The organism is Sporomusa sp. (genome assembly GCF_035561155.1).
In the GTDB taxonomy this organism is placed as follows: Bacteria; Bacillota; Negativicutes; order Sporomusales; family Sporomusaceae; genus Sporomusa.
The window spans coordinates 21,953-36,065 of record NZ_DATMYD010000006.1 but is presented as its reverse complement, the minus strand read 5'-3'; the positions used below and the strand labels follow the sequence as shown (position 1 = coordinate 36,065).

The 14,113-nt window shown below is 44.0% G+C and carries 11 protein-coding genes, 4 tRNA genes, 1 pseudogene and 1 riboswitch; of the genes and pseudogenes, 15 read left to right on the top strand and 1 reads right to left on the bottom strand.

Translation table 11 applies throughout. The features are described from left to right. Window positions 1-23 precede the first annotated feature (23 nt). From VN447_RS01190 to VN447_RS01155, 8 genes are all read left to right on the top strand, one after another. Complete coding sequence (locus VN447_RS01190) at window positions 24-923, top strand: branched-chain amino acid ABC transporter permease (protein WP_325521976.1); 900 nt, start codon at window positions 24-26, stop codon at window positions 921-923. 28 nt (window positions 924-951) lie between these two features. After that, on the top strand, window positions 952-1,965 hold the full coding sequence (locus tag VN447_RS01185) for a branched-chain amino acid ABC transporter permease (protein ID WP_325521974.1): 1,014 nt from the start codon (window positions 952-954) through the stop codon (window positions 1,963-1,965). Between the two features lie 52 nt (window positions 1,966-2,017). After that, the gene (locus tag VN447_RS01180; protein ID WP_325521972.1) at window positions 2,018-3,334 is read left to right on the top strand and encodes an ABC transporter substrate-binding protein; all 1,317 of its coding nucleotides are present in this window, start codon (window positions 2,018-2,020) and stop codon (window positions 3,332-3,334) included. 100 nt (window positions 3,335-3,434) lie between these two features. Continuing rightward, a complete protein-coding gene (locus VN447_RS01175) occupies window positions 3,435-4,157 on the top strand; it encodes an ABC transporter ATP-binding protein (protein ID WP_325521970.1) in 723 nt (240 codons plus the stop codon). 35 nt (window positions 4,158-4,192) lie between these two features. Beyond that, window positions 4,193-4,900 (top strand): ABC transporter ATP-binding protein, encoded by a 708-nt coding sequence (locus tag VN447_RS01170; RefSeq protein ID WP_325521968.1) that lies wholly within the window; start codon window positions 4,193-4,195, stop codon window positions 4,898-4,900. Window positions 4,901-5,011: 111 nt separating this feature from the next. Continuing rightward, a complete protein-coding gene (locus tag VN447_RS01165; protein ID WP_325521966.1) occupies window positions 5,012-6,247 on the top strand; it encodes an S-layer homology domain-containing protein in 1,236 nt (411 codons plus the stop codon). Between the two features lie 206 nt (window positions 6,248-6,453). After that, window positions 6,454-6,536: transfer RNA gene (locus tag VN447_RS01160), tRNA-Leu, on the top strand. A 444-nt stretch (window positions 6,537-6,980) separates the two neighbouring features. Next, window positions 6,981-7,676: a DUF421 domain-containing protein gene (locus tag VN447_RS01155; RefSeq protein ID WP_325521964.1), complete on the top strand. Its 696-nt coding sequence runs from the start codon at window positions 6,981-6,983 to the stop codon at window positions 7,674-7,676. An 81-nt stretch (window positions 7,677-7,757) separates the two neighbouring features. Here the strand turns inward: VN447_RS01155 and VN447_RS01150 are convergent, their stop codons facing one another. Further along, a complete protein-coding gene (locus VN447_RS01150; protein WP_325521962.1) occupies window positions 7,758-8,396 on the bottom strand; it encodes a CBO0543 family protein in 639 nt (212 codons plus the stop codon). A gap of 585 nt (window positions 8,397-8,981) precedes the next feature. Between VN447_RS01150 and VN447_RS01145 the strand changes: the two genes are divergently transcribed. From VN447_RS01145 to VN447_RS01115, 7 genes and pseudogenes are all read left to right on the top strand, one after another. After that, window positions 8,982-9,057: transfer RNA gene (locus tag VN447_RS01145), tRNA-Gln, on the top strand. 12 nt (window positions 9,058-9,069) lie between these two features. Beyond that, a tRNA-Cys gene (locus VN447_RS01140) sits at window positions 9,070-9,144 on the top strand. Window positions 9,145-9,192: 48 nt separating this feature from the next. Beyond that, window positions 9,193-9,281: transfer RNA gene (locus tag VN447_RS01135), tRNA-Leu, on the top strand. 150 nt (window positions 9,282-9,431) lie between these two features. Further along, window positions 9,432-9,803, top strand: a complete 372-nt coding sequence (locus VN447_RS01130) for a metalloregulator ArsR/SmtB family transcription factor (RefSeq protein ID WP_325521960.1) — start codon at window positions 9,432-9,434, stop codon at window positions 9,801-9,803. 34 nt (window positions 9,804-9,837) lie between these two features. Next, window positions 9,838-12,243, top strand: a pseudogene (locus VN447_RS01125) (heavy metal translocating P-type ATPase); the annotation flags it as partial. A 163-nt stretch (window positions 12,244-12,406) separates the two neighbouring features. Next, window positions 12,407-12,817 carry a MarR family winged helix-turn-helix transcriptional regulator gene (locus tag VN447_RS01120; protein WP_325521958.1) on the top strand — a complete coding sequence of 137 codons (411 nt, stop codon included), beginning with the start codon at window positions 12,407-12,409 and terminating at the stop codon, window positions 12,815-12,817. A 16-nt stretch (window positions 12,818-12,833) separates the two neighbouring features. Next, entirely contained in the window at window positions 12,834-13,733 is a 900-nt protein-coding gene (locus VN447_RS01115; protein WP_325521957.1) for a cation diffusion facilitator family transporter, read from the top strand. A 263-nt stretch (window positions 13,734-13,996) separates the two neighbouring features. Further along, window positions 13,997-14,111: riboswitch (molybdenum cofactor riboswitch) on the top strand. Window positions 14,112-14,113 lie beyond the last annotated feature (2 nt).

Below are 14,113 nucleotides of genomic sequence, written 5' to 3'. Positions count from 1 at the left end.
CGTTATGCAAGGAGGAGCATTAGATGGAAGTTGTAGATTTTACAAATATGCTTATAACAGGTATTTTACGGGGAGGCTTATACGCCTTAATGGCGGTAGGATTATCCCTGGTATTTGGGGTTATGAATATCCCCAACTTTGCCCATGGTGAGTTTTATATGTTAGGAGCCTACTTTGCTTATTTTGCCCATGTCGGGCTGGGTCTAAATCCAATCTTTAGTTTTGTAACTGCTGCCGTTGGCACTTTTATTGTAGGTATTGTAGTGGAACGAGTGTTGTTTTTTAACTTAAGAAAACGATCCAAAAAAATGTGGGTCATGAATACCTTCCTGGTAACTCTTGGTATCTCAATAATTATGCAAAGCGGAGCAAAAATGTTATGGGGCAATAGCTACCGAGGCGTAACTCAGTATTGGCCAGGAAGCCTTTCACTCGGCTCAGGTTTGTCTGTGTCTTATGACCGGCTGGTGGGTTTCGGGATCGCCATGATGACTATTTTGCTATTCTGGTTTTTTTTAAACAAGACACAGTCAGGCCGGGCAATCAGGGCGGTATCGCAGGATGAATCCGGGGCCAGTTTGGTAGGAATAAATCTCAACACAATTCATACACTCACCTTTGGTTTAAGCTGTCTGTTAGCAGGGGCAGCAGGAGCCATCCTGTTATCCATTATCCCCGCCTATCCGACTATGGGGGTTCAGCCTTTATATAAATCATGGTTTGTACTCATCCTTGTGGGAATGGGCAATGTCGGAGCCAGCATCTGGGGTGGCTTTATCGTAGGTATGCTGGAGACCATTTCTTACATCAAATTCGGGGCTGGTTGGCAGGATGTAGTTAGTTTGGTCATAATCATCCTCATCCTCATCTTTATGCCCAGAGGATTATTTGCCAAGAAGGGTGTTAAGTCTGTTTCCGAATAGGAAAATCCAAGGAGCAGGGGAGATCAATATGATGAATGGGCAAGAAAAAATTGCAAAGCTGCGCAACCGGTTGCAGTTGGTAGGGCTTACCCCTCTAGGCGCAGGCTTACTATTCTTAGTTGCCATATTACCTTTAGTACTTGATGACGAATTTACCATCCGGTTGTTAATCTCTAGCTTGATGTACGGCTGCCTGGCCATGGCCTTCGATTTCACAGCTGGCTTTATTAATATAACTAATTTCGGGTTTGCCGCCTTCTGGGGTTTAGGGGCATATACCTCCGGGCTATTAGTTCTTAAATTGGGGTGGTCGCCCTGGTTAGGTTTGATAGCAGGTGCTGTGATGTCTGGGTTGCTTGGCTTTGGGTTAGGAGTATTAACGTTACGCTTGGCGGGGATTTTTGCCTCATGTATGACTTGGTTTGTAGCATTAGGAATGATGGCGATTGCTGGAAACTGGGTTAATTTGACAAGAGGTAATTCGGGGCTTAGCGTTCCGGCGCTATTTAATACTACCGATAATTTACCCTATTTTTACGTAATGTTTATCATTACTGTCTTAGTGTACTTGCTGTTGATTAAAATGACTAAGTCTCACATCGGATTGGCCTTTAGAGCAATTGGCCAGGATTTACACGCAGCACAGGCCTCTGGTATTAATGTAACCTACTATAAGATTATTAACTTCACAACTTCCTGCGCGATAGCAGGATTAGTAGGAGCCTTCTATGGACATTTTGTTGGGATACTCACCCCCCAGGTCATGCATACCAAGTATACTGTCGAGATGATGGCAATCGCTTTTGTCGGGGGAAGAGGCAGTATTTGGGGCGGTTTGCTGGCAGCAATGTTAATGATTCCAACTATGGAACAAATGAAGGGCCTCTTAGAATGGCGTCTAATCATCTATGGGGTTTTGATGATTGCTGTAATGGTTTTCTATCCTGCAGGTCTAGCAGGCCTTTATCACACTCTTTCTGAAAAGCTAGGTAAAATATTGTTCAGTAGCAAAAACACGCGAAAGGAGGTTAGCGGCACTTAATAAATTTTCGATTTTCTGTACTGCACGAATTAAAAAAAAGGGGGAGAAAAAGATGGTGCGACTGGTTAGTAAAAGGTGGCGTATGATGCGGTTGGTGATAGCCCTGCTGTTGGTGGCTATACTGGTAGTGTCGGCAGGTTGTTCAGGTAAGAGTGATCAGAAACAGGCCAGTTCTAGTAGTGGAGCCAAGGTGATTAAGGTTGGTGTCATTGCTCCATTTACTGGTCCGGCTTCACGTGTCGGGGAGGAGTTCAAAGGAGCAATCACTATGGCCTTTGACGAGATTAACAATCAGGTTGGCGATTATAAGATTGAGTTTAAATGGATTGATGATGAATCAGATGCTGAGAAAGGTGCCCGGGCCTACGAGCAAGCTATAGTAAAGGATAAAATTACTGTTGGATTTATGGATTGGCATGCTTGGGTTTCCGCATCTGCTATGGATGTAGCCGCGAAATATAAGATGCCGCATTTTTTTAGTTTTGGTGCATCAGATATAGTTAATCAAAAGTATAAATCTGACCCGGAAAAATATTATTACTGGCTTGGTAAAGCATGGCCAACACCTAGTCTTCTAAGCACTGGCTATGTACAGACAATCAATGAAGCTGTTCAAAAGGGTCTATGGACTCCTAAGAATAAAAAAGTAGCGGTTTATGGCGTGGATAACGAATGGGGGCGCCTGTTTGGTACCTCAATTGCCCAGCAATTTAAAGATGCTGGTTGGGAAGTAGTTACTACCGAGTGGATCGCCTTGGGTGAAACGGAGTTTTATCCGTTGTTAAGCAAATTAAAGGGATTGGATGTCTCTCTAATAGCTGGTACTATGTCTGATCCACCGTCGGTATCCGCATTTACCAAGCAGAGTAAAGAAGTTGGATTAAAAAGTTTCGTAATTAGCGATGGTTTAGGCTGGGTTGGTGAATGGTATAAACTAACAGGCGATTCTTCCAATTACGTATTAGACCAAATTCCCCAGTACACCACTCCTGCAGCCAAAAAGTTTAGAGATGATTTTAAAGCTCGTTACGGCTTTGAGCCAGGTGCGTCTTCCGCAGGTATGTGTTATGACTGGGCTAAGTATTTCATCAAAGTACTGCAGGCTTGTCAGGCGGAATACGGTGAGATAACTACTGAAAAGCTGGCAAAGATAGGTAAGGAGAAGGTTATTACCGGCAAATTAACCTATACTGACGGGATAATTCATAAGGAATATAAATATACTCCTGAGACCTTCCCAGACCCGGTAGTAGATCAGCAGCACTACATGTTCCCTGTAATACAATATTTTGACGGCAAAGGAAAAATAGTTTGGCCAGAAGCCTGGAAAGAAGCTGATTTGCAAGTTCCTCCTAGCCTAAAGAACTAGTACATAAACAACAGTAGCGGGGCGGATGCTCTCCGTCCCCGCCCCCGTCTTGATGGAACTTTTTTTGGTGGTTTCACCTGAAAGAAAGAGAGTGAAGGAAATGATCTTGCAAGCTAAAGGGGTTAGCAAAAGATTTGGGGGACTAAAGGCAGTAAAAAATGTTTCTATGGAGGTACCTAGCGGCAGTATATTTGGGCTAATTGGCCCTAATGGTGCCGGGAAAACTACTTTCTTAAATTCAGTAGCCGGGTACTATAACCCTGAGGACGGGGAGGTTTGGTTTAATGGCAAAAACATAACCAGATATTCGGCCGCAAAGATTTGCCACTGTGGCATGGCTAGGACTTTTCAAATTGTTCATTCTTTTCCACAATTGAGTATTTTGGAGAACGTAATGGTAGGCGCGATCTTTGGTGATCCCAAGCGCACCGAAAAGGCAGAAGTGGTAGCAGCCAGAATGTTAGATTTTGTAGAATTCCCCCTATCCCATCAGACTTTGGCAGGCGATTTAAATACAATTCAACTGAAGCGATTAGAAATGGCGCGGGCTTTATCTACAAATTGCCAACTACTATTGCTGGACGAAGTCGCGGCCGGTCTTACTCCTGGCGAGTTAGTAGACTTAACCAGCTTGATCCGAAAAATTCGTCAACAAGGAACCACTATCATTATGGTTGAGCATTTAATGAAACTGATTATGGATGTCTGCGATCAAATTGCGGTTTTGTACTTTGGGGAGAAGATTGCGGAAGGCAATCCAACAGAAATTTTCAAAAATGATCGGGTTACGGAAGCCTATTTAGGGTGTAATTACTTGCTCTAGTTTGTGCAAATAACGATGTAGGGAGGAGGGGGACAATGCTTGAGGTTTCCAATCTGGCTGCGGGATATGGTCATTTGCAAGTGCTTTGGGATGTATCTCTAAAAATTGGAGAAGGAGAAGTAGTCGCTATTCTTGGATCTAACGGCGCTGGAAAGACCACTACTCTTAAAGCAATTATGAATATGATTCCGATAAAAAGCGGAAATGTCACTTTTTACGGACAAAACGTAAGCGGCCTTCCTTTATATGAGATGACGAAGCTTGGTTTAGCTTTCGTTCCTGAGGAGAGAAATCTTTTCACGGCTATGACGGTGATGGAAAACTTGCAACTGGGAGCTTATATTATAAAAGACCCAAAAAAGGCCCAAGAAAACTTGAAATATGTCTTAGAACTATTTCCCCGTTTGGCAGAAAGAAAGAACCAGTACGCAGGCACAATGAGTGGCGGCGAACGACAGATGCTGGCTATTGCCCGTGGATTAATGTCAAACCCTAAAATGCTGATTTTAGATGAACCGTCTATGGGGCTAGATCCTAAAAATGTTGTGTTGGTTTTTGAGACCATTAAAAAATTACGAAAAGAGAAAGTAACGGTGCTAATTGTCGAGCAAAACGTCAATACCACACTCAAAGTAGCGGACCGGGCTTATGTAATGGAACAGGGGCGGGTTGTAATGGAGGGAGATGCCAGCGAACTTACTAAGGATGACCATGTGAAGAAGATGTACTTAGGGGTTTGCTAGGCAGACGGAAGATAAGACAATGTAGTACGCAATACTAAGTCCAGTTGAGTTAAAAAATCCCCTTTTAGGACAAGTTCATCTCAAATACAAAAATACTGAGGAGGAAAATAAATGAAAAAGAATTTAGCAACTACTTTGGCTCTGGTGCTTGGACTAAGTATGGCAGGTAATGCTTTTGCCGCCAACCCTTTCAATGATCTTCCCGCGAAACACTGGTCGTATGAGGCTGTTCAGAAATTGGCAAACGACGGTATTGTTACCGGTAGTGGTGATGGCGCTTTCCGCGGCGACAGAGCTATCAGCCGTTATGAAATGGCAGTAATTGTTGCAAAGGCAATGGCTCACGCTGACAAAGCAGATGCTGCAGACAAAGCCCTTATTGACAAATTGTCTGTTGAGTTCAAAACTGAACTGGAAGGTCTGAATGTCCGCCTAACTAAGGTGGAAAATAAAATGAGCAATGTTAAGTTTTCCGGGGATGTCCGTGAGCGCTATGAGTGGACTAAGGTTACTCCTGGAAACGATGCAACTGCGCTAAAAACTCGTCTGCGTTTAAATCTGGCTGCTCAGTTGACTGATGATTTAACATTTAACGGGCGTTATTTTAGTGAGTCAAATGTCAGTGGCAATAATAGCGCATATGTGGATTTAGCATATTTATCAGGTCAAGTTCTTGATGGCGTGAATTTTACGTTAGGTCGTATGGCCATGCCAGTTGGCAAAGGTATTACTTCAGATACATGGCATAATTGGGATGGTGCTAAGATTAGTTTTGGTAATAAAGTAAAGGTTAGCGCGGGTGCTGCTAAGTATCATGCCGCCGGCTGGGATTCGCCTAACTATGCGTATGGTGATATGGCTTATGCTTTTACTCCTAACTTTGACATGCGTGTAGCATATTTTACAGATAGTCAAGACAGTAATCAGTATAAGACTAAGGCCGTTGGTTTTGGTTATGCCTTCGACAAATTTAATGTAAAAGGTGAATACGCTAGCAATGCATCCGACATTGCGAAAAATACCAATAATGATTCTGCGGCAAAAGCTTGGTATGGTAAGGTGAAATACATGGGTGCTGATGGTTCAAAAGATCATTCTTATGGTATTTGGGTTGGCTATAGAAAAGCTGATAAGAACTTCGACCCATTATGGTGGAGTACTCCGGATTCAACCGATACAGCTTATGACAAAGCGGCTCTTAACGACACCAAAGGCTTTGAATATGGCTTTGAGTACACTTTATTTAAGAACGGTATCCTGAGCATGCAGTACAACGACGTGACAGACAAGAAAGGCAACGCTGATAATAGACGCAACTTTATTACTAATCTGTCCTACTCCTTCTAGGTAGTGCAGTAAAAGAAAAAAAGACGTTTTTTGACTTGAATACAAGTCAAGAAACGTCTTGCTTCATCAACAAACTATGATATAGAATATGTAACCCAGCTTAACTCAAATGAGAAATCATCGCTTGACGATGGATTCTCCTCAAAAATGTCATGCCCTATGTTGACAATAATCTGTTCAGCTGGTATAGTATTAATTCCGAGGACGCGGGAGTGGCGGAATTGGCAGACGCACCAGACTTAGGATCTGGCGGGTGACCGTGGGGGTTCAAGTCCCTTCTCCCGCACCAATTTCAAATAAGACAAGGCTTTCAGGGTTTTTACCTGAAAGCCTTTGTTTTTTACTACAACCGGCACTGTTGGGTTTGACGCCGCGCAGTCATCTTGCTGTATTTGTTGATGAATGTCACCTATTTGCTGATTTTTTACCCTGCCGGACTTCTGTCTGACCGGGTAGGGCGGCGAGTGTTGCTGGTTATTTGGTGTATGGCCTGGTTTATATGGGGTTTGCGATGGCCCATAGCTTCTGGGCGCTGATTACAAACCAGGCTTCGTTATGCAGCCTGGTTTTATTATTGGGTAGGGGTCCGCTCATCTTATTAGCGAAAAAAGAGCGTTCTAGCGTATTTACCATCGTATATTGGAAGGCGATTCCATGGAAAATAAGGAGAGGCGCTGCGCTACATCGGCAAACTCTTGCTTACTGGCTTGAGCCACCGAAGGAGGTTATTATTTTGTTTGAACCGTTGAACATTGCCTTGCGCGTAATGTTAGCTCTGATATTCCTGTTTGCAGCCACGAAAATTCTCACGAAACGAAGGCTGTCCAACCTGACTTATTATGACTATGTTGCAGCGGCTCTGCTGGGAACCATAGCAGGAAACCTGGCTTTTAACGTAACTATACATATATTAAACTTTATTCTCGCTTTAACCCTTACGACAGGTATTATCGTTTTAGTATCATATATCTCTCTGCACTATAGGCCGTTTCGCAAATTCCTGGCGGGAGAACCGACTATTTTAATTCAAAATGGAAAAATATTAGAAACCAATTTGTCAAAGTTGAACTATACCTATGATTACCTCACGCAACATCTGCGGCAGGAAAAAGTATTTGATATATCCCATGTTGAATTTGCCGTTTTAGAGCCAAGCGGCGAATTGAGCGTCCAGCTAAAATCGCAAAATCGACCGTTAACGCCGCAGGATCTTCATGTAGCAACCCAGTATGAGGGCCTTGCAACCGAGTTGATTCTGGATGGACAAGTGCTGGAACAAAACCTGCGTCGTAAAGGTTTAAGCCAGGAGTGGCTCAATAGAAAACTTAAGGAAAAAGAAATTGAAGATGTGCAGGAAGTCGCTTTTGCCGCCTTGGCGACCAATGGTAACCTATATGTAGATTTGTATCGCGATTGGCACCAGACTTAGGATCTGGCGGGCAACTCGTGGGGGTTCGCTTCATTATCTAGAAGAAGGGCTGCGCCTAAGATGCCTGCGAACGTTGAGTACCTATTTGTTATCATCCTCTTTATCGAATTGCTTCAATGCTGGTTGCAATTTTGGAAATAAGGACTCCCGGCTTGGCTGGGTCGCATGTTTTTGTTCGATATTGGCCAGCCAGATGACAACTGCTCTGGCAAAGAACGTAATGCCCATCGTGGTGATAAAGGAGTAAAGGTACGTCCAGCCTCCAAGCCACAGAATCCCGGCCCAAACATAAATGGGTTGAGCAACAAAGGCAAAATATAAGGAGATAAGTGTATTGACAATGGCAAAGCTTTTCCATGAATTTGTGTACTGATAGCCGAGTAAATGAAGTATCGGATGAAGTGTGTAGGAAACCGGGAGAAGGCTTGGTATTAAAGGTAAAAAGTGCGTTTTATACGCCCAAAAACCCATAGTAGTTCCGACTACATCCATAAACCCAAAAGAAACAGTAAGAAGTGATCCGTAGAAGATGATTTCTCTCAAACGGCTCCTGTCGATAAAGATAAACATGGTGGTATATATACCTATGATACTTATAAGAATTACAAACCAACTGAACGAAAAAAGTTCTTTGGAAATCCATAAGGCATAAGTATGGTGCCAAAGTTGATATATGATTTGCATGCCTTGATAAAAATCTTCCGGAGTAACTGGCGACAAGTAAATCCCTCCATAAATAAAGTCGAAGTAGTAGTTGGTTTTTTAGGTGATTTTTATACCAAAAATAGGTAAGGTTGTATTTATCCTATGTCACTCGCGGGCCTACGGGTTTGCTTCGGCCAATAGCCGAGGTTCACTGCCGGCGGCTGTTAGCCCTGGTCGCCCTACTGTGGGACATAAAAATGCCGGTATAACCGGCTTAAAAAGTACGCTATAATATTTTCCATTGTGGTGGAACGGCAGACACACCATCTTGAGGGGGTGGCGCTTCACGGCGTGTGAGTTCAAATCTCACCAACCGCACCAGTTTCTAAAAAAACAATAAATTTCAGTTGAAATAACATTGTGAGCATGATAATCTATAAAAGTCGCTGCGAACCGCGGAAATAATTGGCACGAACAGTCATATTGACATAACTAAGATAAAATGTTACGATATTTATCCGACAGAAAACAGACGGCATACAAGGGAACAAGATAATAGGAAGTTACTCGCTATACTCGTAACTAAGCGATTCACGCAGGTTCTAGCGTCGCGATGCTCCTAATAACCTGGTTCTCTGCTTATGGTTCTCTGCTTATAATAGGGGCGTCGCCAAGTCGGTAAGGCAACGGACTTTGACTCCGTCATGCGTTGGTTCGAGTCCAGCCGCCCCTGCCAATGAATTTATACGGCGATATAGCCAAGTGGTAAGGCAGAGGTCTGCAAAACCTCTATTCCCTAGTTCGAATCTGGGTGTCGCCTCCAATTTCTTCTTTGCTTGCACTTTGCAAGCTCCAACCAAGACTCACTTATGCCGGGGTGGCGGAACTGGCAGACGCACGGGACTTAAAATCCCGCGGGTAGAGATGCCCGTACCGGTTCGATTCCGGTCCTCGGCACCATATCTTTATAAAGTATAATTTTAGGGACTACCTGAGGGTAGTCTCTTTTCTGTATTTAGGAAAGAATGGCTTATTTTTTTATATTGACAGTGGGTAATAAGTGACATATGATTATATATGAACATATAATCATATATAAGGAGGTACGCTATGAAAGAATTAGAGCGTGATATTTGTGAGCAACATTGTATTCATCCACAAACAATATGTCTGACCAAAGCAGCCATGTTGGATGATAATACAGTGCAGGATCTAGCGGAAATGTTTAAAATATTAGGCGACCCTACCCGGATCAAGATATTGCATGCATTATCTAGGCACGAACTATGCGTTTGCGATATTGCGGAAACGCTGAGTATGAACCAGTCGGCGGTATCTCATCAGCTGCGTACCCTTCGTAGCGCTAAACTGGTGAAGTTTCGTAAAGAGGGCAAAGAGGCCTGGTATTCCCTTGATGATGATCATGTAATTTCCTTAATGTGCCAGGGACTTGAGCATGTTGCTCATAACGCTAGGAGGTAAACATATGCATAAACAGAACCAGGTGCATTGCGGCTGCGGGTGCTGTACCGGTGAAATGGCAATAGCGGCTAGCGAGTGTGCTATCGCACTTGATAACACGCATTTGATTAATACTACGTTTCAAGTCGAAGGGCTTGACTGTGCTGACTGTGCAGCTAAGGTGGAAAAAGCCGTCCGGCGTATTAATGGTGTTACTGATGCTCAGATGAATTTTGCAGCAGCAAAAATAAAAGTAATCTATGATAGTACTATTATGGGAGTAGATGAAATTGTAAAGGTCATTTCCGGCTTTGGCTACAATGCGAAACTGATCAAAGCGGCGAATGATGCGCCGGGATACCATAAAACAGTCTTGAGATTATCAGGCCTTGATTGCGCCGACTGCGCGGCAAAACTGGAAAAACGAGTTGCCGCGCTAGCCGGGGTGCAAGCGGTGACGGTAAATTTCGGTGCTAGCAAAATGACGGTGGAGCACACCATTACTGATAAAGAGATTATGGAAGTTGTGAAGCAGGCCGGTTATCAAGCTGTTGTTGATAATGCCGCCGGGAAATTGTCTGCTGAAAAACAGGCTTGGTGGCAAAAGCCGCGCATGCTGGCAACCATTGTATCAGGTCTATTACTGGCAGTTGCCCTTGTTCTCGATTGGATCGGGACGAGTGAGCAGGTACTAATACCCTTTTACATTCTTACCATGATAGTCGGCGGTTATCATGTAGCTAAGAGCGGTTTTTACGGGCTCAAAAGCATGACACTTGACACCAATTTCCTTATGGTGATCGCCGTGCTTGGTGCAGCGGCTATTGGTGAATGGAGTGAAGGGGCAACGGTTGTCTTTCTTTTTTCACTTGGTAATGCACTGCAAGCGTATACTATGGATAAAACCCGTAGTTCTATCCAGGCTTTGATGGAGCTTGCTCCGCCTGAAGCGCTGGTAAAGCGAAACGGTGAAGAACTGCGCTTGCGAGTAGAAGAAATCGTTGTTGGCGATGTAATTATTGTTAAGCCAGGTGAACGCATTGCCATGGATGGAACGGTCGAAAGTGGTAGCTCGACTGTTAATCAGGCGGCCATCACCGGTGAATCCATGCCGGTGGAAAAACAGGCCGGCGACAGCGTGTATGCTGGTACGGTCAATGAACAAGGGGCATTGGAAATCTTAGTGACTAAACTAGCAGAAGACTCTACGTTGGCCAAAATCATGCATATGGTGGAAGAAGCCCAGGCTGAAAAAGCACCTATGCAGCAATTTGTTGATGTTTTCGCGAAATACTATACACCGGCGGTTATTCTGGCGGCCGTGGGTTTAACCATTGTTCCGCCACTTTTTTTCAGTGAGTCTTTTAACACCTGGTTTTACCGGGCGCTGGTACTTCTCGTTATCTCCTGTCCGTGCGCGCTGGTTATCTCAACGCCAGTGTCTATCGTCTCGGCGATTGGTAATGCTTCGCGGCACGGCGTGCTGATCAAAGGCGGCGCTTATCTTGAACAGATGGGCAAAATCCAGGTAGTTGCCTTTGATAAGACTGGTACATTAACAGTAGGTAAGCCAACGGTTACTGATGTTATAAAGCTAGGTGGCATGCTGGATAATAAAGAGATACTGACAATTGCCGCTGCCGTGGAAAAATGGTCAGAGCACCCGCTCGCGGAGGCTATTGTTGCCCATACAGGCAATCAAAGCTTACCGCAAGTGACTAACTTTAAAGCTCTTCTTGGCCGGGGCGCGCAGGCAGACCTTGATGGACGCACCATCTATGTGGGTAATCAAAGACTCTTTGAGGAATTAGGCTGTGCACTTACCACGCATGAAAGTAGCTTGTCACTGCTGGAGCAGCAAGGAAAAACGGTTATGTTAGTGGGGACCGGTACAGAATTATATGGTGCGATTGCTGTAGCCGATACCTTGCGTGATAACAGCCCGGATGCGGTAGCGGCCATTAAGTCTGCCGGGGTACAGCATGTCGTCATGTTGACAGGTGATAACCGCCGGGTAGCACAAGCTGTTGCTGAAAAGCTTGGTATCGATGCCTTTTACAGCGAGTTGCTGCCGGAAGATAAAGCAACAACCCTCAAGCAGCTGGCCCGCCAATACGGCAGTGTGGCCATGGTTGGTGACGGGGTAAATGACGCGCCAGCGCTCGCGACTGCCAATATTGGCATTGCCATGGGCGTCGCTGGTTCAGATACCGCTCTGGAAACGGCAGATATTGCCCTCATGGCCGATGATTTAAGTAAACTCTCCTATGTAATGAAACTCAGCCGCAAAACGGTGGATATTATTATGCAAAACATTACCTTTTCATTGGCAGTTAAACTGCTTTTTGTATTTGGTACCTTTTTAGGATTTGTCAACCTCTGGCTAGCTGTTTTAGCCGATACCGGTGCAGCGCTTCTGGTGACGTTAAATGGTATGCGCTTAGTACGCGAAATAAAATAATAATGAGATTCAAAGAATCTGGTATTAAAATGAGCTGTCCTTTAGATAGCTCATTTTAATTTCCTGCAATAGTAAAATTGCTATTGCTAGCAACTTTAAGTTTGTTTATAATATAATTAGAATATCAAACAATATTAGATTCAAACTAAAAGGAGGGAGCTGCTTGGAAGATTTAACAGACGAACTTTTCCGCTTTTTTAACGGGTTTGCATCTTGGGAGAGCTCGGTCATTCGTGCGAGCGATTTGACGGTGTCTGAGGCCCATGCCATTGAAGTGCTTGGCCAATATGGTCAGATGAATATGAAGAATGTAGCGATGAAGCTGGGGGTAACGACTGGAACGACAACTGTGACAATTGATCGGTTGGAAAAAAAGCAGTACGCAAAACGGGAACCCAGTCTGCAGGATCGGCGCGTGTATCTAATCAGCCTTACTGAAAAGGGACTCAAGGCCTATGAGGAGCACCATAAATACCATTCAGATCTATCCAGACAAATTTTAGGGGTGTTGACTGAAGCAGAAAGCGAGCAGCTATTGTCTCTTTTTAAAAAGATAAATACCGAAATTTTTTAATTTTGAGGTGGATTGGATGAGTTTACATTCTCATGATGGGGAGAGCGGTCACAATAATAAACGTGGGTTAGGCATTGCCCTTATTGTAACAACCGGCATCATGTTTCTGGAGTTTTTCGGTGGTTTGATTACCAATAGTTTGGCACTCCTGTCTGATTCAGGGCATATGTTAAGTGATGTAAGTTCACTGGCACTTAGTTTAGTGGCAATTACTTTCGCCGCTAAGCCGCCTTCACTAAGCAAAACCTTTGGGTATCAGCGGTTTGAAATCTTAGCGGCCCTGTTTAATGCTCTGACGTTGTTTGCTATATCTGGTTTTATTATCGTCGAAGCCTACCGGCGTTTTCAAGAGCCGCAAGCCGTTGACAGTACTTCCATGATGGTCATTGCCTTTATTGGCATGCTGGCCAATGTAATAAGCGCGGTGGCACTCTTAAAGCAGGGGGACGTTAAAGACAATATTAATATGCGGAGTGCCTACCTGCATGTTATTGGTGATGCCTTAAGTTCAGCAGGAGCTATTCTCGCCGGTGTACTTATATATTTATATTCCTGGTATTGGGTTGACCCGCTGGTTAGCGTGGTCGTAGCCATAGTCATTAGCAAAGGAGCTTTAAAAGTGGCCACGCAGGCACTTCACATCCTCATGGAGGGTGTGCCGCCTAATATCGATACAAATCAGGTACAAATCTGCCTTGCTTCTATTAATGGTGTAAGAGAAGTCCACGAGTTGCGGGTGTGGAGCCTGACGAGCGGGTGTAATGCGCTCAGTTGTCATTTGGTAACTGAGCATACAGCTAACGGACAAAACATATTGATGCAGGCCACAAGCGCTATGCGCGAAAAGTTTAAGATTCAGCAAGTGGCTATTCAGATTGAAACATCCGAGTACCTGTGTGTACAAAAATCCACATAAGCGAGACTTAGAAAATAGACAGTTCCAGATTGAGTTATTCTGGGACTGTCTATTTTAATAAGGAGAAGAAGTGTAGATGGTTTTCCTTTTTGGCTGAGCCAACAATATCTGATTCGACAGAAGAGCTTTGATAGGCTTGAGACTGTATATATGGATAAGGTGATTTAGCTATCGTGAAAACTACGTTTTTCAAATTATGGAAATTATATTATAATGGAGAGCAGGAGTTTCATAATTTATCACGAATATATTGGAATAAATTGAATATTTAGTTACTCCGAATCTGGTTGTCTAATGGAAACTACGACAGCCTGATCGATGGGTTTACCGGGAAACCGGTAGGCCTCCCGGTGCGGAAAGGAGTCTGTGCTACCTATTAT